This window comes from Streptomyces sp. NPDC096323 (assembly GCF_040302845.1).
Lineage (GTDB): Bacteria > Actinomycetota > Actinomycetes > Streptomycetales > Streptomycetaceae > Streptomyces.
In genome coordinates this window covers 191,714-216,915 of record NZ_JBEOSI010000006.1, presented here as the reverse complement: position 1 = coordinate 216,915, position 25,202 = coordinate 191,714, and the positions used below count along the sequence as shown (strand labels likewise).

Here is a 25,202-nt window from a genome sequence, read left to right as displayed (position 1 = left end):
ACTGCGGGCAGGTCCGCCGCGTCGCCGGCCGGACCGTTGATGGGCCACAGTGCAGCACCTGCCGCGAACGCACCGACCGCCAACCCTGCGATGGCTGCGGTGAAACCCGTCGTATCAACGCCCGTACGTCCCAAGGGCAGTACTGTCGGGCGTGCTGGAACCGGCTTCGGCCTTCGCCGCTCTGCACGACTTGCAAGCGTCGCCCATCGGCACCGGTTCCCACTGTCGACGGCCTTCCTCGCTGTCACTTGTGTTATTTGGCCATGCGTGTCCCCTGCAGCCGATGCGGGATTGTGTCCCGCGCCGATCGCCACTGGCCGGAGGGGCCCATCTGTATCTCCTGCGCCAATGCTGTCTTCAGCACGCATGCTGCCTGCGCCACATGCCACCGGGATTCCGTCGTCTTCCAGCGCACTGACAATGGCGACCCGCTCTGTCCTGAATGCTCAGGTGTCCATCTCCGGTACCGGTGCATTTCCTGCGGCTCCCTCGGCAGACTTGAACACCGCGGTCGCTGCCCAGCATGCATGGTCCAGATCAAAATTGAGGAAACTTTCACCGCGTGTGGCAACCTCCCGAACATTCGGCTGATTCCCCTCGCGGAGGAGTTGGCCCGCTACGACAACCCGCACACGGTGCTCGGCTACCTGCAGAACAAAGCAGGAGGGAAACTCATCCGCAAGATGGTAACCGGGGAGCTCAAATGCAGCCACGAGGCACTCGACGGGCTCCCGCAAACTAATTCGGTGACGCACCTGCGTAATTTACTCGTACTCACCGAGGTCCTACCAGCGCGTGACGAGCAACTCGCCCAGTTTCAATTGGACATCCGCCGGCTCGCGGACGTATCTGACACCGACGACCGCCTTGTGCTCGTCCGCTATGCCCGCTGGCAGCTGTTGCCTATGGCCCACCGGCAGATCAATCAGCGCGGCAGCCTGACGATCGGCAGCCGGACATACCTGACGAACCACCTACGGGCAGCGCGTCAGCTCTGCCTCCACCTCCGCGGTCACCGAAGCTCGCTCGGCACCTGCCTGCAGCCACTGGTGGACCGTTGGGTGGCCGCACACCGCGTCCGGCAGGGCGAAGTTCGGCGCTTCCTGACGTGGGCCGCAGCCCACCAACTCGCTCCCAAGTACCTGGCCGTGTCTGCTCTGGCCAACTGCGAGGACCGGTCGATCATGAGCGACCGGGACCGCGTGGTGCTCGCGCATCGGCTCGAGACTGACGGGAGCATCACGCTGCCGGTCAGGGTGTCAGGATGCCTGGTCCTTCAGTACGGCCAACACTGCACCCGCTTGGTTGCTCTCAATGCAGACGACGTACTCGATCATCCCTCGGATCCCGCGGTCTGCGGGCTCAAGGTCGGCCGCGATCCCCTCTGGCTCCGTCCGCGGCTCTCCGCCCTGGTCCGAAGGCTCATTGACGAACGCCGCCCGATTGCCGCCACGCACTTGCCCAACCCCTACCTGTTCCCTGGCAGCCGACCGGGCCAGCCGATCTCAGCGAGCACACTCACCCGACGCCTGGCCGCGCACGGTATTCCTGCAGCCCGACTCGCGCGCAATGGCGCGATCCTCGCCATGGTCGACAACATCCACTGGAAACTCGTCGCTGACCTGCTCGGCCTCGCCGACCAGACCGCATATCACTGGCATCACATCAACGGCGGCGACCGAGCCAGCTACGTGGCCAGCCGTCTGAAGAAACACCCTGCATCGACCAGCCCTGAATAGCTGGCCTGGCGAATTACTCAGCGAATGATGACGTTAATGCTGTGGTCCCGAAAAATTTCCAAGATGACTTCGAACAGCGACACACCCTCCCTACTCGGGCCGTCGCGCTGAGCAAGGGACGACTTCGCGACGCTGGCGGAGTGCCACTCCAGCGTGAATGGTGACTTGGCACCCCAGCGGCCGCGCAGGCAGTCGTCCAGAGCGTCGAGGTTCCACCCGAAATAGCCGCCTGGCCCGTTCACGGCCTCGCCCAGAGCGCAGTAGAAGCCGTCCTCGTCCGCGATGTGCTCACCGTCCAGGTGATAGGTGGTGCTGGATGGGCGATCCGGCAAGGATCGAAAGCTGTGATGCGTCAGCGCCACGGACAGCCAACCACGACGGCCAGCCGGGCCGAGAGAATGCCACAACCCGGCCCGGTTCATCTGTCCGGCGCGGATGAGCTCCCATGGCCATTCGGACTCCACGAGCGCGTTGTCGCACCACAGACGCGCGGCCAGATCGACCAGGCCCGCTCCTCTCGTCGAGGGTCGCACCGCCTCCGGCGTCACGTTGCTGACGAAGTACTGCCCCATCCTGGCGCCCGATGAGTCCAAGAACGCGAGATTGGCATTGCCAGCCAGCCCTCGCTTGCTGCCCATGCGATCAATACACACCCGCAGGCCGCCTTGAGGCGAACATCCGAGCAACTCAACTCTCCGTGACCCGTCCCTCAGCGGCACGAAGAGCCCGGCGGCCTCTTGGGCATGCCCCCAGAAGTCACCCTCGTCATCATCGCTGGTCAAAGAACAGCCGGCCCCAACAACGCCCATACCTTGCCCCCACCATCTCGACCAGCAGTCGATCTTACTGGCCCGGGCGTCGGTGATGAGCCTCGTTGAATTTGGCTCTGACTGGATCCGCGTGAACGCTCCTGTAGGTTCTTCCGGACTCGCGTGGGCGGATCCCCGGCGAAAGGGAGTGACCGTGGCTGACGAACGGCTTGATGCCGAGTGGCTTCGCGGCTGGTGTGAGCAGGCGGATGCGGCGCTCGCGAAGCTGATGGAATCGTTCCAGGCACGGTTTGGCTTCGAGCCTGGCAACAACGTGGTCGTGCACGCTTCGGAGGCGAGCCATCAGGCCACCGACGCTCTCGTGGAGCTGACGCCGATTCCTTCGGACCTGACCACGATGTACTGGGTGATCGACGAGGTCTCCTTGCCCGATGTGGAGAACGGCTACTTCGTCCATCCGGCCTCGCTGGTCGCGAACCACTTCCGCGAGTACGGGGCCGTCCAGATCGACGGGGAAGAGCCTGCCCTGATATTCGCCAGCGACGGGGGCGGCCATCTGTTCGCGCTGGCGCGCTCTGGGCGGGTTTGGAGGTCGACCACCGCCTCGTGGTTCGATCAGTTCGACCTTGCTGCGGCCGGTCTTCAGGAGTTCTTCGAGGGGCTCTCTCGGCGGATCAGCGGCCAGCTCTGACGGCTTGTCGAAGGGCGAGCCGACTCAAAGCCGGGTGAGGGTCTGGATCCTCACCCGCTCCTGAGATTGAGCCGATTACTACCGCGAGGAGGCGTCTGCCCACGGCGCCATGTCGAAGTCTCGGTCGACGGCGTCTTCTTCGTACCAGCCCCGGCCGTTGAGCCAGGTCTCAAGCCACTCGGCGAGGCTTCCTGCGTCGACGAACCACGCCCTGGAAACGTCCTGGCCCGTGATCGCGTTGGGCTCGAAGAGCAGGACAGTTCCGTCTTCGCTGCGGCAGTCCACGCAGGCGAACATCGCGCAGCCCCAGTCCAGCACCGGCACGACCCCTTCGGGCCACGACCACCAGGTGTCCGATCCCTCCGGAGGGATCCTGTCCAAGTACTCCTGCACGACAGAAGTCTCCCAGTCTGCCTCCGGTCCGCCGGAGAGTGGCAGCACAGAGTCCGCAGGGCCGAAGCCGCCATCGCCCACCTTCCGGTAGAGCGTGGCGAGCAGGGGATGCAGGCGAAAGCCCAGCTTCCGCTCGGCCTTGGCCAGCTCTGCGGCGGAAACCGGAGGCTGAAGCAGGTCACTCGCTGCTGAAGCAGCTACAACTCGGTTGATCAACTCTTCGAAGTCCTTCACGGCCGCATCTTCTCTGATGCATCCGATAGATCAACGGCCGGAGCCCGATCAGCGGCTTTCACGCAGGTCCGGTCAGAGCCTTGAATTTCCCCACCCAGTGCTCAGGTGGTTCCCCGGACTTGCTCACATCTCTCCCCACCCGCCGCGCTCTGACCTGCGGACGGATGTCACTCTGGAGGCGCCGCCCGATAGCCAGTCCAGCCAGAGCGGGAATGGTCGGTGCTACGGCTGCTCGGTTGCCGCTGGACGGTTGTGCCATGCATGTCCGCAGGCGCCCTTGCAGTACGTCTCGCGGCGGCGAGCGTCAGCAACGGCAAACACGGAAACGAGGACGCGGAACGCCTTGACGTGTTCGGCGGAGGGCAGGCCAGCGAACCCGTAGCGGGGCGGGTCCATGCAGATCATTACCGAGGGGTTAGCCGTGGCCTTCACGCCGGACCGCGCCACCCCCGCACGGCCGTCCGCAGCTGTAATGTGCGCCTGCATCGCATAGCCAGCGACTTCCTGCAGAACCATCTGCTGGCGTGTCGGGGCGAGGCCTGAGAACCAGCTCACACCAGCGTCCAACGTGCGAAGCCCCTGGGCGATCTCGTTGACGACCCGCTCCATCTCGCGCCGGGAGGTGCGGCCGTCGTCGCTGCTCGGTTTGGTCATCGCTGGATGATTTCACGACGTCGGTTCTCCAAGGCTCCGGCCATCGTTGCTGGCACCAACCGACTGGGGAACAAAAAGCGGACTGGCCAATTTTGACAGAACTTCATCATCGGCACAGCTGAGCCGTAGATGCCGGCTTGGAAGTAGTCACCCAACGTGACTACTCGCTTGGCGCACTGGGCAAGAACCAATACTGCCCACCGCCAGTAGCAGCGGCTTCATGGCGACATGGTCCTCCGGCCCCGGCGAGCGGCGCGAGCCCATTTCTGGTGAGACGTGAACGTCTCAAATGGGCTAGTGTCGTCTCATGTCTCTTGATCGTGAGCAGGTCCTGCGCAGCGCCGCCGCCCTGCTGACCCGCAAATCGACGGCCACCATGGACGAGGTCGCCAAGGCCGCCGGGATCGGCCGCGCCACGCTTCACCGGCACTTCGCCGGACGGGACGCCCTGGTCAGAGCGTTGGAGGAGCTGGGAATCCAGGAGGTCGGGGCAGCTCTCGACGCCGCACTGCTGGACGAGGGCACCTCGGAGGAGGCGCTGCGCAGGTTCGTCGCCGCGATCGAGCCGAGCGCCGGGCTCCTCTCCTTCCTCGTGACCGAGAATCAGCTCTTCGAGGGCGACGGGCAGAACGACGGCTGGGACCGCCTCGACGCCCGGGTCGCCGCGTTCTTCCGGCGCGGCCAGGAGCGCGGCGAGATCCGCATCGACCTGGCTCCGGCCTGGCTGACCGAAGCGCTCTACGGGCTCATCAGCAGCGCCGCGTGGGCCGTTCAGGCGGGACGGGTGGCCGCACAGGACTTCGCGTACATGATCGTCGAGTTGCTGCTCGGCGGCGCACGCCGGAGCGTGGAGCAATGAGCAGCATGGAACGGCAACCCGAGCCCCCGTACGAGCTGTACCGCCCCGGGCGGTGGATCGCGCTGGCCGTACTCGTCCTCGCCGTGCTGCTGGTGGCCGTCGACGCCACCGTGCTGGGCCTCGCGACCCCGTTCCTCAGCGAGGACCTCGAACCGACCGGTACCCAGCTGCTCTGGATCGGTGACGTCTACTCCTTCGTCATCGCCGGGCTCCTGGTCTCCATGGGCAGCCTCGGTGACCGCATCGGCCGCAAGAAGCTGCTGCTGTGCGGAGCCACCGCCTTCGGTGCGGTCTCCGTGCTCAACGCCTACGCCCAGACGCCCGAGATGATGATCCTCGCGCGGGCCCTGCTCGGTGTCGCCGGCGCCACCCTGATGCCGTCCACCCTCGCCCTGATCCGCAACCTCTTCCACGACGCGCGGGAGCGGAGCCTCGCCATCGGTATCTGGGGAGCGATGGCCTCGGCGGGCGCCGCCGTCGGACCCGTCGTCGGCGGGTTCCTGCTGGAGCACTTCTGGTGGGGATCGGTCTTCCTGATCAACCTGCCGGTCATGGCGGTGCTCGTGGTGGTCGGGATCAAGATGATCCCCGAGTCGAAGAACCCGGCGCCCGGACCGTGGGACCCGCTGAGCGTGCTGCTCTCCCTGGTCGGCATGGTCGGGGTCGTCTACGCCGTCAAGGAGCTCGCCGCACACGGCGGAAGCTGGGAGGTCGCGGTCTCGGGCCTCGGCGGCCTGGCGGTGCTCGTCTGGTTCGTACGCCGGCAGTTCCGGCTCCCCGCCCCGCTGCTCGACATGCGGCTCTTCCACCACCGGGGTTTCTCCGGCGCGGTGCTCGCCGATCTGCTGACCATCCTCGGCCTCTCCGGCCTGGTCTTCTTCCTCTCCCAGTTCCTGCAGCTCGTCCAGGGCCGCGGACCTCTGGAGGCCGGGCTCGCCGAACTGCCCGCGGCCATCGGCGCGGTCACCGCGGGTCTGCTGGCCGGCACCACCGCCCGCCGCTTCTCCGTACGGTCGGTGGTGGCCGGAGGCCTCGGCGCGATCGGCCTGGCCCTGGCCGCGGTCGCCGCCGTCCACAAGGACACCGCCTATCCGCTGATCGGCGCGCTCCTGCTGGTCGTCGGCGTCGGCGCGGGCTTCGCCTTCACGGTCACCTCCGACGTGATCCTCTCCAGCGTCCCGAAGGAGCACGCCGGCTCCGCGTCCGCGGTCTCGGAAACGGCGTACGAGCTGGGAGCCGCCCTCGGCATCGCCCTGCTCGGATCCATCGTCACCGGGGTCTACCAGGGCTTCAACGCCCCCGCCGGGACACCTCCGGATGTCGCTTCGGCCGCCCACGAGTCACTGGGCGGCGCGGTCGAGGCGGCCGAGTCGCTGCCCGAACAGCAGGCGACGACCCTGGTCTCCGCCGCGCAGGACGCCTTCGTCGACGGGCTGGGAGCCGCATCGGCCATCGGCGCGGTCGTGCTGGTGGCGACGGCGGTCGCGGCCTGGTTCCTGCTGCGGGACCAGGAACTGGAGGAAGGCATCGTGCACGACTGACGCGGGCACGGGGAAAGGCCCGTACCGCCCGGTTTGCGGGGAGGTACGGGCCCTTCCGGCGCTCGTGCGCCGTGCCGTCGGGCTCCGGCTCAGGCGGCCTTGGCCTTCGTCGCGTACATGTCGACGTACTCCTGCCCGGACAGCCGCATCACCTCGGCCATCACGGAGTCCGTCACCGCCCGCAGCACATAGCGGTCGCGGTCCATGCCCTCGTAGCGCGAGAACTCCATCGCCTCACCGAAGCGGACCGTGACCTTGCCCGGCCGCGGCAGACCGGCGCCGCCCGGCTGCAGCTTGTCCGTACCGATCATCGCGAACGGCACCACCGGGGCGCCCGTCATCAGCGTCAGCCGCGCGATGCCCGTACGCCCCCGGTAGAGGCGGCCGTCGGGGGAGCGGGTGCCCTCCGGGTAGATCGCGAAGGCCTTGCCCTCCTCCAGCACCCGGCGGCCCGTCATCAGCGCCGCGACACCGCCGCGGCCGCCGTCCCGGTCCACCGGGATCATCCCGCTGCCCGTGAAGAACCAGGCCATCAGCCGGCCCTTGATGCCCTTGCCGGTCACGTACTCGTCCTTGCCGATGTAGAACACCGGCCGGTCGCAGCAGATCGGCATGATCATCGAGTCGATGAACGTCAGGTGGTTGCCCGCGAGGATCACCGGCCCGGTCCCCGGAATGTTCTGCGCGCCTTCCACCTGGGGGCGGAACATCAGACGCAGGATCGGTCCGAGCACTGCCTTGATGAGTGCGAGTCGGGACAACGGTTCCTCCGGTGTTGTGGCCGGGCCGGCCGGGGGCGACGGATGGTGAGGGTCCATGCAGGTGAGGACGATACTCGCGGGTACTCGCCGATCGCACATCGGGTTCACCCAGTGGATACGCAGTGTTGATGTGTGTTTGCGCCATGTTCGTCCGGATGGCGCCGTCCGGACCGCGCCGCTGCCTACGCTCGGTCCTCGCCGACAGGTGCCGGACATCACATGCGAGGAGCATTCATGACAGAGCGTGAGCAGGCCAGCCCCGGACGGCGGACCGTCGTGGGGGTGGGGGCGGCGGTGCTCGGCACCGCCGCGCTCGGAGTCACCGCAACGGCGCAGGCGGCCGGGAAGCCTGCGGACAAGTCCGGCGGGCACGGCGGCCACCGCCTCGGCCTGCCGGTGCCGACCGTCATCGGACACCGCGGCGCCAGCGGCTACCGCCCCGAGCACACGCTCGGCTCCTACCAGCTGGCCCTCGACATGGGCGCGCACATCATCGAGCAGGACCTGGTGCCGACCCGCGACGGCCATCTCGTATGCCGCCACGAGAACGACATCACCGCCACCACCGATGTGTCCGCCCACCCGGAGTTCGCCAGCCGCCGGACGACGAAGACGGTCGACGGCGTGTCCCTGACCGGCTGGTTCACCGAGGACTTCACCCTCGCCGAACTGAAGACGCTGCGGGCCAAGGAGCGCATCCCCGGCAGCCGCCAGAAGAACACGCTGTACGACGGCCGCTGGGAGATCCCCACCTTCGAGGAGGTTCTGCGCTGGGCCGACCGTGAGGGCCGCAAGCGTGGAAAGCCCGTCTGGCTGTACGTGGAGACCAAGCACCCCACCTACTTCCGCGGCCTGGGCCTCGGGCTCGAGGAGCCGCTCGCCAAGCTGCTGCGCCGCTACGGCCGGCACCGCGCGCAGTCGCCGCTCATCCTCCAGTCCTTCGAACCCGGCAGCATCCAGCGCCTCGCGAAGCTCGTCGCCACCCCGCGCGTCGTGCTGCTCTCCGGCGCCGGTTCCAAGCCCTGGGACTTCGTGACCTCCGGCGACCCGCGCACCACCGACGACCTGGTGAGGCCCGCCGGCCTGAAGTGGATGGCGTCCTTCGCCCAGGGCATCGGCCCCACCCTCGACCTGATCATCCCGAAGGACGGATCCGGCCGGCTCACCACGCCCACCACCCTGGTCCGGGACGCGCACGCGCAGGGCCTGATCCTGCACCCGTACACGATGCGAAACGAGAACACCTTCCTGCCCGCCGACTTCCGCCGGGGCACGGACCCCAGCGCCTACGGGGACGCCTTCGGCGCCTTCGCCGCGTACTTCGCCACGGGAATCGACGGGATCTTCTCCGACAACCCGGACACGGCGCTGCTCGCGGCGGCGGACTTCGCCGCGAAGTAGCGGCCCCGGGTCTCCGGACGTCAGCACCCGGCCCGGGCGTGCCCCGGTCGGGTGGTCCCGGCGGGTTCGGCGACCGGCGGACCGTATACCGGGTCGGGTGGGGGCGTGACGCTTCTCGATCTTCCTCAGGCCCTGCCCGCCCCGGGTGCCGCCACCCTCGTCCGCCTTCTGTATCCGCTCGTCAGGGCCGAGGCGAACGCCGAGGCCGCGGCATCCGCCACCGGCGCCGCCCTGGACGCCGCCGACCTCGAACAGGCCGTCTGGCTGCGGCTGCTGGAACGGCCGGCGGGCCGGGGCCTGCCGGCGGACCCCGCCCGATGGGTCCGGGACACCATCAGGTCGGAGGCCCGCCGGGCCCGCCGTACCGCCCGGCGGGAGCGCCCCTACCGCGACGAGGCGGCCGTCGGTCCCTCCGGCTGCCCCGAGAAGGCCGCCCTCCTCGCCGACCAACGCCGGGTGCTGCACGCCGCGGTGGACCGGCTGCCCGGTCCCTGTCCGCGCTTACTGCGCGCGCTGTTCTCCCCGCTCGACCTCACCTACCGCGAAATCGCAGGGGAGTTGGGTATGTCACAGGGGAGTTTGGGGCCGATCCGTTCCCGATGCCTTGGATGTCTGCGCAGAATGCTGGCGGCGGAGGTTGTAGCTCCTGAACTGCGGGGAAAGGAGCGGTAGACAACCGGCGGATCAGGTGAGCGAGAGGTATGCGCAGATGGGCATGAGCGTGATCATCTCGGCGGCGAAGGCACAGGACGCCGAACAGATCTTGAAACTCCAGTACCTCTGTTTTCAGAGCGAGGCGGAGCTGTACGGGAACTACCGGATCGACCCGCTCGTCCAGACCCTCGACTCGGTACGCGCCGAAATAGCCACGAACCTGGTGTTCGTGGCGCGGCTCGGCGAAGAAGTCGTCGGTTCGGTACGCGGGTCGGCGGACCAGGACGGGACCGGGCAGATCGGGAAACTCTGCGTCCATCCCCGGCTCCAGGGGCACGGCCTCGGCGCCCGCCTGCTGGGCGCGGCGGAGGCCGGACTCGCCGACGAGCGGTCGGCCACCCGCTTCCGGCTGCACACCGGGCACCGGAGCGAAGGCAATCTACGGCTCTACCGGCGCGCGGGCTACGCCCCCGTCGGCGACGCCACCGGTCAGGACGGCGTCCGGATGATCCTCCTGGAGAAGGAGGCATCCGCGCCCGCGTACGTGACGAGCGCTTAACGGTGACGAGCGCTTAGTTCGAAGGCCTCGCGCGGCGCAGCCACATCATCCCGGTGACCGGAAGGATCACCGGGATGAACAGGTAGTCCCGGCCGGAGTAGGACCAGACCGTCGCGTCCGAGAACGCCGAAGGCTCGACCAGCGTCCACGTGCCCACGATCAGCACCCCGGCGAGCTCGGCGGCACAGCACACCAGTGCCGTCCGCCGCGCCTTCTCGCCGCCGCGCACCAGCGAATACGTGATGAAGCCATAGACGGCCGCGGCGGCCGCCGACAGCACGTAGGACAGGGGAGCCTTCCCGAAGTCCAGGATCATCTGGACGATCGCGCGGGACGCCGCCGCCACGGTGAACACGCCGTAGAACCAGACCAGTACGCGCCCGGGACCGGTGCCCAGATCGAAGGGCTGCTTCTCGGCGGGGGCCGCTGCGGGGGTGCGATCGGTGTCGGTCACGGTCAGTTTCCCCAGATGTCGTAGAGCCGTACTTCGAGAACGGCCAGCACGACCGCGCCCGCCGCCACCGTCACCGAACCCCACCGGGTCCGCTCGCTCAGCGACAGGAAGCCCGCCGCCGGTACGGCGAGGAAGGCCCCGATCAGATACGCGAGGAAGATGGTCATGCCCTGTTCCGGCCGCTCGCCGCGGGCCAGCTGCACGATTCCCACCACCAGCTGGGACAGCGCCAGCAGCGAGACCACGGCCATCCCGATGAAGTGCCAGTCCTTGGTGGGCTGGTCCCGGTAGGCGGCGAATCCGCACCAGGCGGCGAGGGCGAGGGCGGCCACGCCGACCGCGATCGTCAGGGCGTCAAGCATGAGCCGAGGGTATTACGGGCCGCGGCGCCCGTTGCGTGCGCCCCCGTGCCCGCGGACGAGGCGGAAGCCCGTGCCTCGCCCCACGGGCGGGCGGCGGGGACTCCGGCCGAGGGGGAGCCCCTGGTCGTGGTCTTGACCACACTCCCGGGGCCCGCAGCCGGTGAGGGCTGGTCCTGTCCCCGGGCCCATTCTCGTATCCCCGCAGGTCACGGCGGGGAGAGCCGAGTCCGTCCAGACCCTTCGGGCGGCGGTGCGCCACCATCCAAGGCTGTCCGCTATCCGGACAGCCGGTCCGGCCAGAACCTCACGTCTGCTTTACTTGGCCCATGACCACGACGAGCAGCCGCATCCTTGCGACCGAGGCGATCACGACGCCCGGTGCTCGTTGTATGTGTCGAATGCGCGCCTTCTGAGGGCCCCCGCCTGAGCCTCGCGCCCCGAAGCGAGACCGAGCCCGAGCCGTCCGCACCCAGCGGAACGCGCCTCACAGCACGCTGCCGCGCGGCCACCGCCGTGTCCGGCCGTGCCCCCGCTCGGAACGTCCGATCGAAACGTCCGGACAGTCTCACCGGACGAATGCCCCGTGCCCGGCGGACACCGCGCCGCGCACTCGACAGTGACGGAAACCCTGTGATCACCACTACGGGCCTCACGAAGGTCTACCAGTCGCGCGGCCGTGAGGTCACCGCTCTGGACGGCGTCGACCTGCACGTCCGCGAGGGCGAGGTGTACGGCGTCATCGGGCAGAGCGGCGCCGGCAAGTCCTCCCTCATCCGCTGCGTCAACCTGCTGGAGCGCCCCACCTCCGGCACCGTGACCGTCGCGGGCCAGGACCTCACCGCGCTCGCGGGCCGTGGCCGCCGGGCCGGCAAGGAACTGCGCGAGGCGCGCAGCCGCATCGGCATGGTCTTCCAGCACTTCAACCTGCTGGCCTCCCGCACCGTCCAGGGCAACGTGGAACTCCCGCTGGAGATTCTCGGAGTCACCGGCCGCGAACGGACCCGCAAGGCGCTCGAACTCCTCGACCTGGTCGGCCTCGCCGACAAGGCCAAGGCCTACCCGGGCCAGCTCTCCGGCGGCCAGAAGCAGCGCGTCGGCATCGCCCGCGCCCTCGCCGGCGACCCCAAGGTGCTGCTCTCCGACGAGGCGACCTCGGCCCTGGACCCCGAGACCACCCGCTCCATCCTCCAGCTGCTGCGCGACCTCAACCAGCAGCTCGGCCTCACCGTCCTGCTCATCACGCACGAGATGGACGTCGTCAAGACGATCTGCGACTCCGCCGCGCTGATGCAGAACGGCCGCATCGTCGAGTCCGGAACCGTCGGCGACCTGCTCGCCACCCCCGGGTCCGAACTCGCCCACGAACTCTTCCCGGTCGGCGGCACCGCCTCCGGCCCCGACCGCACGGTCGTCGACGTCACCTTCCACGGGGACGCCGCCGACCGGCCGGTGATCTCGCAGCTCTCCCGTACGTACAACATCGACATCTCGATCCTGGGCGCCGCGATGGACACCGTCGGCGGCAAGCAGATCGGCCGGATGCGCATCGAGCTGCCCGGCCGGTTCGAGGACAACGTCGTCCCGATCGGCTTCCTGCGCGAGCAGGGACTGCAGGCCGAGCTCGTGGACGGCACAGACCCCGCACCCGTCGTCATCCCCGCACCGCTCACCAAGGAGGTGGCGAAGTGACCTGGTCCGAAATGCAGCCGCTGCTCACGCAGGGCACCGTCGACACCCTCTACATGGTCCTGTGGTCCGCGGCCGTCACCATCCTGGCCGGACTGCCGCTCGGCGTGCTGCTCGTCCTCACCGACAAGGGCGGACTGCTGCAGAACACCCCGGTGAACAAGGTCATCGGCGTGATCGTGAACATCGGCCGCTCGCTGCCGTTCATCATCCTGCTGATCGCCCTGATCCCCTTCACCACCTGGGTCGTCGGCACCTTCATCGGCCCGACCGCGATGATCGTGCCGCTCGCCGTGGGCGCCATCCCCTTCTTCGCCCGGCTCGTCGAGACGGCCGTGCGCGAGGTCGACCACGGGCTCGTCGAAGCCGTCCAGTCCATGGGCGGCTCGATCCCGACGATCGTCCGCAAGGTTCTGCTCCCGCAGGCGCTTCCCTCGCTCGTCTCCGGCGTCACCACCACCCTCATCGTGCTCATCGGCTACTCCGCGATGGCCGGAGCGGTCGGCGGCGAAGGGCTCGGCTCCAAGGCCGTCACCTACGGATTCCAGCGCTTCGACAACCAGTTCATGCTCATCACCGTCGCGCTGCTGATCGTCATCGTGACCGTGATCCAGCTGATCGGCGACGGAGCCGTACGCCTGCTGGCCCGCCGAGGCCGCACCACCTCCTGAACTTCTTCTCTCAGAGCCCGCACTCCTTGTCCGGGCGTACCACCATCACCACCTGAAAGAGGCACTCTTCGTGCGTAAGAACATCAAGATCACCGCGGCTGCCGCCGCCACCGCCGCCCTCGCCTTCGGCCTCACCGCCTGCGGCACGGACTCCGACCCGGCGTCCAAGGCCGGGACCGGCGCCCAGGCCGACACCTCCAAGGCGCTCGTCGTCGCGGCGTCCCCGACACCGCACGCCGACATCCTGGGCTTCGTCAGCAAGAACCTGGCGGCCAAGGCCGGGCTCAAGCTGGAGGTCAAGGAGTTCACGGACTACGTCCTGCCGAACACCGCCACCGAGACCGGCCAGGTCGACGCCAACTTCTTCCAGCACCAGCCCTACCTGGACGACTTCAACAAGAAGAACGACACCCACCTGGTCTCCGTCGGCACCGTGCACCTGGAGCCCCTCGGCCTCTACTCCAAGAAGGTCAAGGACCTGGGCGACATCAAGTCCGGCCAGACCATCGCCGTACCCAACGACACCACCAACGAGGGCCGCGCCCTCCAGCTGCTCGCCGAGAACGGCCTCATCACCCTCAAGGACGGCGTCGGCACCAGCGCCAAGCTGAGCGACATCACCGACAAGAAGGGCCTGGAGTTCAAGGAGCTGGAGGCCGCGACCGTCCCCCGCGCCCTGAACGACGTGGACGCCGCCGTCATCAACGGCAACTACGCCATCGAGGCCGACCTCAAGCCCGCCAAGGACGCCCTGGTGCTGGAGAAGGCCAAGGGCAACCCGTACGCCAACATCATCGCCGTGAAGAAGGGCAACGAGAAGGACGCCCGCGTCGAGAAGCTCGTGAAGCTCCTCCACTCCGACGAGGTCAGGAAGTTCATCGAGGACACCTACCAGGGCTCGGTCATCCCGGCCTTCGGTACGGCCGCCAAGTCCTGACCCCGGCGCGGCACTTGCCCGCGGAGCCCCGCACACCCCGCCCGGGTGCGCGGGGCTCCGCCGTGCAGACCCGGTCATGCATGAGGTCCGCCCGATGCTGCATGCTGTGCCTTTACACGGTCTTCGGCATGGAGCTGCGCATGACTTCCACCTTTCCGGACATCTCCATCAGCACGGACCGGTTGGTGCTGCGCCCGTTCGACATGGCGGACATCCCCGCGTACGTCGAGATGATGAACGACGAACTCGTCATCGCCTGGACCGAGGCGCCCCAGCCCTACACCCAGGTCGACGCCGAACGCTGGGTCCGCAGGATCGCTCCAGCACAGCGCACCAAGGGCGACGGCATCGTGCTCGCCGTCACGGAGTTCCTCACCCAGCGGCTCGTCGGCTCGGTGCGGCTGCGCAACACCGACTGGCGCACCCGCGCCACCGAGGCCGCCTACATCACCGCCCCGTGGGCGCGCGGCGAGGGCTACGCCACCGAATCGGTCCTGGCCCTGGCCCAGTGGCTCTTCCGCGACCAGGCCTTCGAGCGCATCGAACTGCGCACCGCCGCCGACAACACCGCCTCCCAGCAGGTCGCGCAGAAGCTCGGCTGCATCAGTGAGGGAGTGCTGCGCAACGCCCGCATAGCCCGCTCACAGACCGAGGACGGAGGATGGACCGACATCAGGACCGATCTGATCGTCTGGGGCCTGCTTCCCGAGGACCTCGAAGGGGTGGCCGAAGAGCTCGCCGACGCGGGCGGCTACGGCACCTACAACGACTGGAACTGAGAGCATCCGACTATCCCGGGGCACGCACGCCACACTGGTCCGGACCAGGTAGCCCCGCTCACCGCTGCCCGGCCTCGGGCAACCTGCCCCACCTGCGACAACACAGGAGACTGACGCCAGATGGCCGACCGGGTCACAGTGATCGGCTGGGACGGCTCGCCACTGACCAGAGCGGCCACCGCCGCGCTCTCGGCCGCCACCCTCGTCGCCGGCGCTGCCCACCACCTCGCCCTTCCCGAAATCCCGGACGGCGCGGAACGGATCCGGCTCGGGTCCGTCGATCTCGCGGCCCGGCGGATCGCCGGCCACCGCGGCAGCGCCGTGGTCCTCGCCGACGGTGATCCCGGATTCTTCGGCGTCGTCCGCACCCTGCGCGCCCCCGAGCACGGCCTCGAGGTGGAAGTCGTGCCCGCCGTCTCCTCCGTCGCCACCGCCTTCGCCCGCGCCGGCATGCCGTGGGAGGACGCCCAGACGGTCGTCGCCCACCCCCGCACCCTGCGCCGCGCCGTGAACGTCTGCCGCGCCCACCACAAGGTCGCCGTCCTCACCTCGCCCGGCGCCGGCCCCGCCGAACTCGCCCTGCTGCTCGAAGGCGTCCACCGCACCTTCGTCATCTGCGAGGAACTCGGCACCGACCGCGAACAGGTCACCGTCGTCACCTCCGACGCCGCGGCCGATCACGTCTGGCGCGACCCCAACGTCGTCATCGTCATCGGGGGAGGCCCCGAACAGCGAGCCGAAGGCGCCTGGATCGCGGGCCGCCACCCCGCCTACCCCCAGGGCGTACGCGGCTGGGCGCTGCCCGCCGACGCCTACCGGGGTGCCGGAACGGACGCCGGCGGCCGGAGCGGCGAAGGGGAGGCGCCCGGACTCCGCGCCGCCCAACTGGCCCACCTCGGGCCCCGGACCGGCGACCTGCTCTGGGACGTCGGCTCCGGCAGTGGCGCCCTGGCCGTGGAGGCGGCCCGCTTCGGCGCGGCCGTTCTGGCGGTCGACAGCGACCCGGACGCCTGCGCCCGCACGACCGCGGCGGCCCGTGCGTTCGGCGTGCAGCTCCAGGTCGTCGAGGGCCGGGCGCCCCACGTACTGGAACGACTGCCCGAGCCCGATGTCGTACGGATCGGGGGCGGCGGCGCCCCGGTCGTCACCGCGGTCGCCGCCCGCAGGCCCGAGCGGATCGTGACGCACGCGTCGACCCGGGACGAGGCCGAGGCGCTGGGGGCAGCCCTCATCGAGAACGGATACACGGTCGCCTGCTCCCTCCTCCAGTCCGTCGAACTCGACACGGCCGCGTGGGCGGAGCGCGAACGCACGGTCGTCTTTCTGCTGTCCGCACTGCGTTCGGACCTTGCCCCCTGACCCGTCGGCATACGGTGCGAGGTAGGCTGGCCGATCGTTGCACCGCGCCCGGACGTTCGTCGCTTCGTTCGTCAATGTCCGGAAAAGGGGACTGTTTTGACCCCCGTTGTGGTACGGCAGAACCGGAGGACGCGCAACGTGGCGCAGTCCACAGCGAGCCGTGGCGAAATGACCTGCCGCGGCGGCGAACGGCCGCGAGAATGCAGTATGTCCGCGACCGACTCGTGCCGCGCGGCGCGCCCGCTCGTCCCATGGGACGAGCACCGGCGTGCAGTGTCGGGGCGTCCCGGGCGAAGGGCCGAAGGAGCACTGACGATGGGCGAGGGGTACGCATGAGTGACACCGGCCAGATCCCGGGCGAGGGACTGCCGGAGAACGCAGGCATGGTGGAGCAGCAGGGCATCCCCGCCCCTGGCGCCTACACCTACCTCGACCCCTCCGAGCACGCGTCCGAGGACGACGACCTTCTGCTGATGCCGAGCCCCCAGGGCGCCTGGAGCGAACCCCAGACGGTGCAGGCACCGCTGCCCGAGCAGGGCGGCGGGTACCAGCCTTTGGCCGACGGTGGAGCCCAGGCCTCCGACCAGTTCCAGGAGCAGGCCCAGGTTCCGGCGTACGCCATGCAGCAGGCCGGCGCGTCGTTCCAGGAGACCGGCCAGGGGACCCATGAGTCCGGCGGCCGGAACTCCGGCCATGTCGACCTCGGCGGCGTGCGCATCCCGTCGCCCGCTCCCGCACCGGCGCAGGCGGCCCAGGCACCCGTGCGCCGCCCGCTGCACCGCGGTCCCGCCTCCGCCGAATCCGGCCCTTCCTACGGTGGTACGTCGGGTGGCGGCGTGGTCCGTTCCCTGGCCGACCGCGGCCCGGCTCAGGTCCAGCGGCAGGCGCAGGCGGCTGTGCAGACGCCCGCACGGCACGCCGGCCCGGCCACCGCCGGACCCGAGTACTTCGAGGTGCAGGCCGACGAGGTGGCAGCGCTCCCTGGCCCGCAGCTCGGCGAGATCCCGCCGCAGGGCACGGGCCAGTGGGCGGCCCACACACCGCAGCAGCCCGCCGCACCGGTTGTCGCTCCTCCCGCGGTGGAGGCGGAGCCGTCGGCAGCAGAAACGGTCGTCCCGGAGGCTGAGGCCGCCGCCGAGGAGCCCGTCGCCGGGCAGCCCGTGGCCGAGACGCAGGTGGAGGGGCCCGCGCCCGTCGCGCAGTCCGTCGAGGCCGTGCGCGTCGAGCCGGTGGCCGTGGAGGTGGCGCCCGTCGAGCCCGCGCCCGTCGTGGTGGAGGAGCCGGTGTCCGGGCCCGTAGCGGTCGGTGTGCCGGCCGAGACCCCGGAGGAAACCGTGCCCGTGCACGTGGCACCGGCCCTCGTCGAGGTGGCGCCTGCTGACTCCGCGGCGGTTGCCGAGGCCGCGGCCGCCCCGGTCGAGATCGCGCCTGTCGAGGCCGCGGTGACCGAGGTCGCACCCGTCGAGACCGCGCCTGTCCAGGAGCCGGTCGCCGAGGCCGCGCCTGCGGAGCCGGTGGCCCCGGTCGATGTCGCACGGGCTGAGGAGCCGCTTGCCGAGACCGCTCCCGTCGAGACCGCGCCCGTCGCGGCGGCACCCGCCCCCGACGCGCAGGCCGAAGAAGCCCCGTTCGCCCCCGCGGCGCCGGTGCAGCCGCCGGTGGAGCCGGTTCCCGACGGAGCGTCGCTGGGCCGGTTCGTACCCGTGGCGGGCTCGCTTCCGACCACACCACACCTGGCACCGACGCCGGTGGCCGAGCAGCCGGTGAACCCGGCGCCCGAGGCGGCAGCCGTCGTCGCGGAGCCCGGACCGGCCGAAGCGGCGATGGAGGCGGTCGTCGAGACCGCCGCGCCGCACCCCGTCAACGAGCCCGAGCCGGGCCCCGAGCTCACCGAGCGCGAGGCCGAGACGGGTCCCGAGGTCATCGAGACCCCGGACCTGACGGCCGGCCGGCCGGAGCCCGTAGGACCCGAGGTCACCGAGCCCGAGGAGACCGCCCCGACGGCCGGCCCCAAGACGGCCGGTGTACCCGAGACCCCGCAGGACACCGACGCCCCCGCCCCGGAGGCCGAGGAGACGCCCGCCGTCGCGCCCCCCGCCCCGCCCTACGCCGACGCCGAGCGCGAGGCCGTACTGCGCGTCATGCGCGAGCGCCGCGACATCCGCAACGGCTTCCGCAGCGACCCCGTCCCGCACGAGGTGCTCCTGCGGGTGCTGGAGGCCGCCCACACGGCGCCCAGCGTGGGCCACTCGCAGCCGTGGGACTTCGTCGTCATCCGTTCCGCGGAGACCCGCCGCTCCATGCACGAACTGGCGCAGCGCCAGCGCGAGGCGTACGCGAAGTCGCTCCCCAAGGCGCGGGCGAAGCAGTTCAAGGAACTGAAGATCGAGGCGATCGTCGACACCCCCGTCAACATCGTCGTCACGGCCGACCCCACCCGCGGTGGCCGCCACACCCTCGGCCGGCACACCCAGCCGCAGATGGCCCCGTACTCCTCGGCCCTCGCCGTCGAGAACCTGTGGCTCGCCGCCCGGGCCGAAGGCCTCGGCGTCGGCTGGGTCAGCTTCTTCGACGAGCGCGAGATGGTCCGTGCCCTGGGCCTGCCCGAGCACCTGGAGGTCGTGGCGTACCTCTGTGTCGGGTACGTCGACGAATTCCCGGAGGAGCCCGAGCTGATGCAGGCGGGCTGGTCCAAGCGCCGCCCGCTGTCCTGGGTCGTCCACGAGGAGACGTACGGACGCCGCGCCCTGCCCGGCGAGGAGCCGCACGACCTGCTCCAGGAGACGATCGCCGGTATCCGGCCGCTGGACGCCAAGGCGCTCGGCGAGGCCTGGGAGCGGCAGAAGCGGATGACGAAGCCGGCCGGCGCGCTCGGCATGCTGGAGATCATCTCGGCGCAGCTCTCCGGTCTCTCCCGGATGTGCCCGCCGCCGATCCCGGAGCCCGCGGCGGTCGCGATCTTCGCGGGCGACCACGGCGTGCACGCCCAGGGCGTCACGGCCTGGCCGCAGGAGGTCACCGGCCAGATGGTCGCGAACTTCCTCGGCGGCGGCGCGGTCTGCAACGCCTTCGCGGCCCAGGTGGGGGCGGAGGTGTGTGTCGTCGACGTCGGTGTGGCCACGGAGCTGCCCGCACAGCCCGGCCTGGTGCCCCGCAAGGTACGCGCCGGAACGGCGGACTTCACGACAGGCCCCGCGCTCACCCGCGAGGAGGTCCTGGCCGCGATCGAGGTCGGCATCGAGACCGCCCGGGATCTGGTCGCGGCAGGCAACAAGGGCCTGCTGACCGGCGAGATGGGCATCGCCAACACCACGGCGTCCGCCGCCCTGATCTGTGTGTACACGGGGATGGACCCGGCCGAGGTCACCGGTCGCGGCACCGGCATCAACGACGAGATGCACGCCCGCAAGGTCGACGTGGTGCGCCGCGCCCTCGACCTGCACCAGCCGGACCCGGCCGACCCGATCGGCGTACTGGCGGCCGTGGGCGGCCTGGAGCACGCCGCGATGGCCGGGTTCCTGCTCGGAGGGGCGTCGCTTCGCACGCCGGTCATCCTCGACGGCGTGAGCGCGGGCGCCGCGGCCCTGGTCGCACGCGCCATCGCGCCGGAGGCCCTGGCCGCCTGCATCGCGGGCCACCGCAGCGCCGAACCCGGCCACGTCGCCGCGCTCAACAAGCTGGGCCTGCGCCCGCTGGTCGACCTCGACCTCCGCCTCGGCGAGGGCACGGGCGCGCTGCTGGCGCTTCCGATCGTGCAGAGCGCGGCCCGCGCGATGCATGAGGTGGCCACGTTCGACTCGGCGGGCGTCACGGAGAAGTAGCAGAAAACCAGCCTCGCCGGCGTTTGAGGCGCGGGGTCCGGGGCGGAGCCCCGCTTGGGCCCCGCGCCCACCCCGTATCGTGAACCCCACCCCGTTTCAGCCGCTCCACCGCCGCAGCGGCCCGCAGCCCCCGCATCGCACGAGGAGCCCGCACCGCCATGGCCGAGCACGCCGATCACCCCGCGTACCCCGTCGGACTGCGCCTGAGCGGGCGCCGCGTAGTCGTCGTCGGCGGCGGCCAGGTCGCGCAGCGCCGGCTCCCCGCCCTCATCGCGGCCGGGGCCGACATCGTCCTCGTGTCACCCGCCGCCACCCCGTCCGTCGAGGCGATGGCGGACGCCGGCGAGATCCGCTGGGAGCGCCGCCCGTACGCCGATGGCGACCTGGCCGGTACCTGGTACGCCCTCATCGCGTCCGACGACACGGCCGCCAACGACGCCGCCTCCGCCGAGGCCGAGCGCACCCGCACCTGGTGCGTCCGCAGCGACAACGCGGACGCCGCCACCGCCTGGACCCCCGCCACCGGCCGCAGCGAGGGCGTGACGGTCGCCGTCCTCACCACCGACGCGCACGGCCGGGACCCGCGCCACTCCGCCGCCGTCCGCGACGCCATCGTCGAGGGCCTGCGCGACGGCACCCTCGCCGCCCCCCACCACCGCACCCGCCACCCCGGCGTCGCCCTGGTCGGCGGGGGCCCCGGCGACCCCGACCTGATCACGGTCCGCGGCCGCCGCCTCCTCGCCGAGGCGGACGTCGTGATCGCGGACCGGCTCGGCCCGCGCGACCTGCTCGACGAACTCCCGCCGCACGTCGAGGTGATCGACGCCGCCAAGATCCCGTACGGCCGCTACATGGCCCAGGAGGCGATCAACAACGCGCTGATCGAGCACGCCAAGGCCGGCAAGGCCGTCGTCCGGCTCAAGGGCGGCGACCCCTTCGTCTTCGGGCGCGGCATGGAGGAGGCCCAGGCGCTGGCCGCCGAAGGCATCCCGTGCACCGTCGTCCCCGGCATCTCCAGCTCGATCTCGGTCCCCGGCGCGGCCGGCATCCCCGTCACCCACCGCGGCGTCGCCCACGAGTTCACCGTGGTCAGCGGCCACGTCGCCCCCGACGACGAGCGTTCGCTGGTCGACTGGGAGGCCCTCGCCCGGCTCCGCGGCACGCTCGTGCTCCTGATGGCCGTCGACAAGATCGGCGCCATCGCCCGTACGCTCATCGCCCAGGGCAAGTCCCCCGAGACCCCGGTCGCACTCGTCCAGGAAGGGACCACGGCCGCCCAGCGCCGCGTCGACGCGACGCTCGCGACGGTCGCCGAGCGAGCCGCCGCCGAGGACGTCCGCCCGCCCGCCGTCATCGTCATCGGTGACGTCGTCGCGGTCGGCGCCGGGACCATCGCAGAGTAACCAGCGGTAACGGATCTTTCTCCAGACCGTTGGCACCACACACCGGACAAGGCAGTATCAACCTGTGGCTGATCTCATCACCGTCGAGGACCCCGACGACCCCCGCCTGAGCGACTACATCGGTCTGACCGACGTCGAGCTCCGGCGCAGGCGAGAGCCCGCGGAGGGCCTCTTCATCGCCGAGGGGGAGAAGGTGATCAGACGCGCCAGGCACGCCGGGTACGAGATGCGCTCCATGCTCCTCTCGGCGAAGTGGGTCGACCTGATGCGCGACGTCATCGACGAGGTCCCGGCTCCGGTGTACGCGGTCAGCCCCGAGCTCGCCGAACGCGTCACCGGCTACCACGTGCACCGCGGCGCCCTCGCCTCCATGCAGCGCAAGCCCCTGCCGACGGCCGACGAGCTGCTCCGCACGACCCGCCGCGTGGTCGTCATGGAGGCCGTCAACGACCACACGAACATCGGCGCGATCTTCCGCAGCGCCGCCGCGCTCGGCATGGACGCCGTGCTGCTCTCGCCGGACTGCGCGGACCCGCTCTACCGGCGTTCCGTCAAGGTCTCCATGGGCGCGGTCTTCTCCGTGCCCTACGCCCGCCTCGACACCTGGCCCAAGGCTTTGGAGACCGTACGGGAGGCAGGCTTCAAGCTCCTCGCGCTGACGCCCGACGAGAAGGCCAGCAGCATCGAGGAGGCCGCCCCGCACCGGATGGACCAGGTGGCCCTGATGCTCGGGGCCGAGGGCGACGGACTCTCCACGCAGGCCCTCGTCGCCGCCGACGAATGGGTCCGCATCCCGATGGCCCACGGCGTCGACTCGCTGAACGTCGGCGCGGCCGCCGCGGTCGCGTTCTACGCGGTCGCCACCGGCCGCCCGGGCAGCCGGTAACGGCACATCGAGGCGGCCGGGGCCGTCTCCGGGTCGCTACGCCTGCTGCTCGCTCCGCACCTGGCTCCGGTCCGCGCCGAGGCCACGGGCCGGCCCCTGGCAGCCCTGCGCCGCCGCGATGCCCAGCGCCACCAGCAGCGTCACGACGACGAAGACCACCAGCCGCTGGCGCAGCAGCCGCGGATTGGCGGGACGCCGGCCGGTCGAGGTCGTGCGGGCGCCGGGCCGGGTGCCCGGCCTGCCGTTGGTCCCGCCGGCGCCCTGCGGCCTCTTGCCCGCACCTGTCGTACTGCGCGGCTGCTGCTGCGGGGGGCGCGAACCCCCGGTACGGGGCGAGGCCGGACGAGGTGATCCCGTCTGCCGGTTCTGCGGGCGCGACACCGGACCCGGACCGGGCGCGCGACGCGTCTGCTGCTCGGTGTACGGGCCCTCCAGGCGCCCGGTAGGCCGGTCCGCCTCCTGGGCCGAACGCTGGGCGGGCGGCCGGCTCTCGTGCAGCCCCTGGGCCTCCCGCGCCGCGATCTCCTTGAGCCGCATGGAGAGTTGAAGCGTGCTGGGCCGCTCCTCCGGGTCCTTCGCCAGGCAGGCGCTCACCAGCGGGGCGAGCGCGTCGTGCACGTCGTACAGCGAGGGCTCCTCGTGCACCACGCGGTACAGCATCACCTCGGAACTGCCGTGGCCGAACGGCGAGTCGGCCATGGCCGCGTACGCCAGCGTGGCCCCGAGGGAGAAGACGTCCGTCGCGGGCGTCACGGCCGCGCCGCGCACCTGCTCGGGAGCGAGGAAGCCGGGGGAGCCCACCGCCGTACCGACGTGCGTGAGCGTGGAGGCGCCGGTCGCCCACGCGATCCCGAAGTCGATGATGCGCGGGCCCTTGGGGGACAGCAGGATGTTCGACGGCTTCAGGTCACGGTGGACGACACCCGCCTCGTGCACCGCCACCAGCCCCTCGGAGAGCGCGGCCCCGATCGAGGCGACCTCCGCGGCCGACAGCGGGCCCTCCTCGGCCACCTTGTCGTGCAGCGAGGGCCCCGGAACGTACTGTGTCGCGAACCACGGGCGGTCCGCCTCCAGGTCGGCCGCGACCAGCCGTGCCGTACAGCCGCCGCGGATCCGCCGGGCGGCGGACACCTCGCGTGCGAACCGCGAGCGGAACTCCTGATCCTCCGCCAGGTCGGGGCGGATCACCTTCAGCGCCACGCGCTGGCCCCGCCGGTCCGAGCCCAGGTAGACGACGCCCATGCCGCCCGCCCCGAGCCGCCGGTGCAGCCTGAACGAGCCGACGACACGCGGGTCCTCGCGCCGGAGCCGCATCATCGCCATGTCTGCCCATCCCCGCTGCCTGGTCCGCCTGACGAGGCACAGCTTACGTACCCGCCGCCCGGGGCGCTCAGAGGCCGCGCCCTCGCCGGAGAATCGATTGTCAGTGCCGGGTGGGAAACTTGAGGAGTGGTCAGGGAGCCGCGGATCCAGGCTCCCCGGCCCGTGCGAGATCTCAAAGGTCCGTCGCAGAAGGGGGATTGGATCAGTGAAGGGCGATCGAGTCGAGATAGTCGTGGACGCCGGAGACACGACCCGAACCTACGAAATGGTGGCCTCCAGGGCAGGGCGCAGGGTGGAGACCGCGATCCGCCGAGGCGTGGTCGAAGTGAGTGAAGTCACGAGGAACGGCACCGTGGTGCGCACCGCTCGCTTCATGGCGACCAGGGTCCTCGCCCTGGTCGAACAGCCGGTCCCCAGGGAGGACACCTCCGAGCGTCCCCTCCGGGACGACCCTCACGCCGGGTAGGCCCGTCTCCACCCAGGGGAGTACGCCGACTACCCACGGCTCATCCTCCGGGAGGCCCGGCATTCGGTACGCGGGCATGACGCCGCCCGCCTCCCGGATCCCTAATGTTGAAGTCAAGCGGCGGGCGTCGCACTCGTCCCCCGAGGTCAAACGCCCGCCGCCCCCAACACAGGTCAGGAGAGGAACCATGGCGGACACGGCAGCGCGGACGATGATCCGCACGCAGGGACGCAGGGCCTACGCCTCGTTCGGCAGCCGCCCGTCCTCCGGCAAGCGCCACCCCCTGGTGGCGACGGCCATGGTTCTTCCTCTGGCGGCCCTCCTCGCAGTCGTCTTCGGCGGCTGGGAGGCAGTGGTCACACAGGCGTCGTCCGTGGGCGTGATGCTGGGGCGCTGAGCGGCGCCCCGGGTCCGGAAGAGCGGTCCGGACCGGGACATCCGGCCAACAACCCCGTGGGGACGGGGGTGCGGCGGACGGCAGCGTTTGTCCGGTCAGCTGGGGAGCTGACCGGACATCGCGCTGTCCGGGCCCGTGCGGCTGCGCGCGGCGCCCCATGGCCCGGAGCCAGTTGGCCCGCGGACCTGCGCTCGCGGACCTGCGCCCGCGGACCTGCGCCCGCGGACCTGCGCCCGCGGACCTGCGCCCGCGGACCTGCGCCCGCGGACCTGCGCCCGCGGGGCCCGGAGCCGGGAAGCCGGCGGAATCGCACCCCGAGGGGCTTCGGAGCCGGGAAGCCCGCAGACCTGCACCACCCCGGGGGGCTTCGGAGCCGGGACCGCGGACCTGCGCCCCGAGGCG

At 70.7% G+C, this 25,202-nt stretch carries 24 protein-coding genes; 17 read left to right on the top strand and 7 right to left on the bottom strand.

The annotated features are described in order from the left end of the window. Positions 1-527 precede the first annotated feature (527 nt). Complete coding sequence (locus ABTX18_RS18600) at positions 528-1,739, top strand: hypothetical protein (RefSeq protein ID WP_352123777.1); 1,212 nt, start codon at positions 528-530, stop codon at positions 1,737-1,739. Positions 1,740-1,756: 17 nt separating this feature from the next. Here the strand turns inward: ABTX18_RS18600 and ABTX18_RS18595 are convergent, their stop codons facing one another. Further along, on the bottom strand, positions 1,757-2,377 hold the full coding sequence (locus ABTX18_RS18595) for a barstar family protein (protein ID WP_352123776.1): 621 nt from the start codon (positions 2,375-2,377) through the stop codon (positions 1,757-1,759). 325 nt (positions 2,378-2,702) lie between these two features. On the opposite strand from ABTX18_RS18595, the gene ABTX18_RS18590 reads away from it, so the two are divergent. After that, entirely contained in the window at positions 2,703-3,200 is a 498-nt protein-coding gene (locus ABTX18_RS18590) for a hypothetical protein (RefSeq protein ID WP_352123775.1), read from the top strand. Between the two features lie 78 nt (positions 3,201-3,278). On the opposite strand, the gene ABTX18_RS18585 is transcribed toward ABTX18_RS18590, so the two are convergent. Both ABTX18_RS18585 and ABTX18_RS18580 read right to left on the bottom strand, forming a co-directional pair. Continuing rightward, positions 3,279-3,827 carry an SMI1/KNR4 family protein gene (locus tag ABTX18_RS18585; RefSeq protein WP_352123774.1) on the bottom strand — a complete coding sequence of 183 codons (549 nt, stop codon included), beginning with the start codon at positions 3,825-3,827 and terminating at the stop codon, positions 3,279-3,281. 222 nt (positions 3,828-4,049) lie between these two features. Further along, positions 4,050-4,481: a DUF5958 family protein gene (locus ABTX18_RS18580; protein WP_352123773.1), complete on the bottom strand. Its 432-nt coding sequence runs from the start codon at positions 4,479-4,481 to the stop codon at positions 4,050-4,052. A gap of 307 nt (positions 4,482-4,788) precedes the next feature. On the opposite strand from ABTX18_RS18580, the gene ABTX18_RS18575 reads away from it, so the two are divergent. Further along, positions 4,789-5,340: a TetR/AcrR family transcriptional regulator gene (locus ABTX18_RS18575; RefSeq protein ID WP_352123772.1), complete on the top strand. Its 552-nt coding sequence runs from the start codon at positions 4,789-4,791 to the stop codon at positions 5,338-5,340. Beyond that, entirely contained in the window at positions 5,337-6,881 is a 1,545-nt protein-coding gene (locus tag ABTX18_RS18570) for an MFS transporter (RefSeq protein WP_352123771.1), read from the top strand. Before ABTX18_RS18575 ends, ABTX18_RS18570 begins: the two co-directional genes overlap by 4 nt. Before the next feature lie 89 nt (positions 6,882-6,970). On the opposite strand, the gene ABTX18_RS18565 is transcribed toward ABTX18_RS18570, so the two are convergent. Next, positions 6,971-7,642 carry a lysophospholipid acyltransferase family protein gene (locus ABTX18_RS18565; RefSeq protein ID WP_352123770.1) on the bottom strand — a complete coding sequence of 224 codons (672 nt, stop codon included), beginning with the start codon at positions 7,640-7,642 and terminating at the stop codon, positions 6,971-6,973. A gap of 234 nt (positions 7,643-7,876) precedes the next feature. Between ABTX18_RS18565 and ABTX18_RS18560 the strand changes: the two genes are divergently transcribed. The 3 genes from ABTX18_RS18560 (at position 7,877) to ABTX18_RS18550 (ending at position 10,256) form a co-directional block, all read left to right on the top strand. After that, positions 7,877-9,043, top strand: coding sequence for a glycerophosphodiester phosphodiesterase (locus ABTX18_RS18560; protein ID WP_352123769.1), 1,167 nt, complete (start codon positions 7,877-7,879; stop codon positions 9,041-9,043). Between the two features lie 105 nt (positions 9,044-9,148). Further along, a complete protein-coding gene (locus ABTX18_RS18555) occupies positions 9,149-9,715 on the top strand; it encodes a sigma-70 family RNA polymerase sigma factor (protein ID WP_352123768.1) in 567 nt (188 codons plus the stop codon). Positions 9,716-9,752: 37 nt separating this feature from the next. Next, on the top strand, positions 9,753-10,256 hold the full coding sequence (locus ABTX18_RS18550) for a GNAT family N-acetyltransferase (RefSeq protein ID WP_352124009.1): 504 nt from the start codon (positions 9,753-9,755) through the stop codon (positions 10,254-10,256). Positions 10,257-10,269: 13 nt separating this feature from the next. On the opposite strand, the gene ABTX18_RS18545 is transcribed toward ABTX18_RS18550, so the two are convergent. Together ABTX18_RS18545 and ABTX18_RS18540 are read right to left on the bottom strand one after the other, a co-directional pair. Next, positions 10,270-10,710: a hypothetical protein gene (locus ABTX18_RS18545; RefSeq protein WP_352123767.1), complete on the bottom strand. Its 441-nt coding sequence runs from the start codon at positions 10,708-10,710 to the stop codon at positions 10,270-10,272. 2 nt (positions 10,711-10,712) lie between these two features. Beyond that, a complete protein-coding gene (locus ABTX18_RS18540; protein ID WP_136327500.1) occupies positions 10,713-11,072 on the bottom strand; it encodes a hypothetical protein in 360 nt (119 codons plus the stop codon). Positions 11,073-11,702: 630 nt separating this feature from the next. Here ABTX18_RS18540 and ABTX18_RS18535 point away from each other — a divergent pair. The 8 genes from ABTX18_RS18535 to ABTX18_RS18500 all read left to right on the top strand — a co-directional run bounded on the left by ABTX18_RS18535 (position 11,703) and on the right by ABTX18_RS18500 (position 22,614). Next, on the top strand, positions 11,703-12,761 hold the full coding sequence (locus ABTX18_RS18535) for a methionine ABC transporter ATP-binding protein (RefSeq protein WP_352123766.1): 1,059 nt from the start codon (positions 11,703-11,705) through the stop codon (positions 12,759-12,761). Beyond that, entirely contained in the window at positions 12,758-13,429 is a 672-nt protein-coding gene (locus ABTX18_RS18530) for a methionine ABC transporter permease (RefSeq protein ID WP_352123765.1), read from the top strand. Before ABTX18_RS18535 ends, ABTX18_RS18530 begins: the two co-directional genes overlap by 4 nt. A gap of 70 nt (positions 13,430-13,499) precedes the next feature. Beyond that, positions 13,500-14,366: a MetQ/NlpA family ABC transporter substrate-binding protein gene (locus tag ABTX18_RS18525; protein ID WP_352123764.1), complete on the top strand. Its 867-nt coding sequence runs from the start codon at positions 13,500-13,502 to the stop codon at positions 14,364-14,366. 101 nt (positions 14,367-14,467) lie between these two features. Continuing rightward, positions 14,468-15,145: a GNAT family N-acetyltransferase gene (locus tag ABTX18_RS18520; protein ID WP_352123763.1), complete on the top strand. Its 678-nt coding sequence runs from the start codon at positions 14,468-14,470 to the stop codon at positions 15,143-15,145. 120 nt (positions 15,146-15,265) lie between these two features. Then, a complete protein-coding gene (gene cbiE, locus ABTX18_RS18515) occupies positions 15,266-16,504 on the top strand; it encodes a precorrin-6y C5,15-methyltransferase (decarboxylating) subunit CbiE (RefSeq protein ID WP_352123762.1) in 1,239 nt (412 codons plus the stop codon). A 332-nt stretch (positions 16,505-16,836) separates the two neighbouring features. Continuing rightward, positions 16,837-20,325, top strand: a complete 3,489-nt coding sequence (gene cobT / locus ABTX18_RS18510) for a nicotinate-nucleotide--dimethylbenzimidazole phosphoribosyltransferase (RefSeq protein ID WP_352123761.1) — start codon at positions 16,837-16,839, stop codon at positions 20,323-20,325. Between the two features lie 158 nt (positions 20,326-20,483). After that, positions 20,484-21,728 (top strand): uroporphyrinogen-III C-methyltransferase, encoded by a 1,245-nt coding sequence (gene cobA, locus ABTX18_RS18505; protein ID WP_352123760.1) that lies wholly within the window; start codon positions 20,484-20,486, stop codon positions 21,726-21,728. Positions 21,729-21,792: 64 nt separating this feature from the next. Continuing rightward, on the top strand, positions 21,793-22,614 hold the full coding sequence (locus ABTX18_RS18500; RefSeq protein WP_352123759.1) for a TrmH family RNA methyltransferase: 822 nt from the start codon (positions 21,793-21,795) through the stop codon (positions 22,612-22,614). A 36-nt stretch (positions 22,615-22,650) separates the two neighbouring features. Here ABTX18_RS18500 and ABTX18_RS18495 read toward each other — a convergent pair whose 3' ends face one another. Then, a complete protein-coding gene (locus ABTX18_RS18495; RefSeq protein WP_352123758.1) occupies positions 22,651-23,937 on the bottom strand; it encodes a serine/threonine-protein kinase in 1,287 nt (428 codons plus the stop codon). 205 nt (positions 23,938-24,142) lie between these two features. On the opposite strand from ABTX18_RS18495, the gene ABTX18_RS18490 reads away from it, so the two are divergent. Together ABTX18_RS18490 and ABTX18_RS18485 are read left to right on the top strand one after the other, a co-directional pair. Then, a complete protein-coding gene (locus ABTX18_RS18490) occupies positions 24,143-24,403 on the top strand; it encodes a DUF8836 family protein (protein WP_352123757.1) in 261 nt (86 codons plus the stop codon). Between the two features lie 187 nt (positions 24,404-24,590). Then, on the top strand, positions 24,591-24,800 hold the full coding sequence (locus ABTX18_RS18485; RefSeq protein ID WP_352123756.1) for a hypothetical protein: 210 nt from the start codon (positions 24,591-24,593) through the stop codon (positions 24,798-24,800). Positions 24,801-25,202 lie beyond the last annotated feature (402 nt).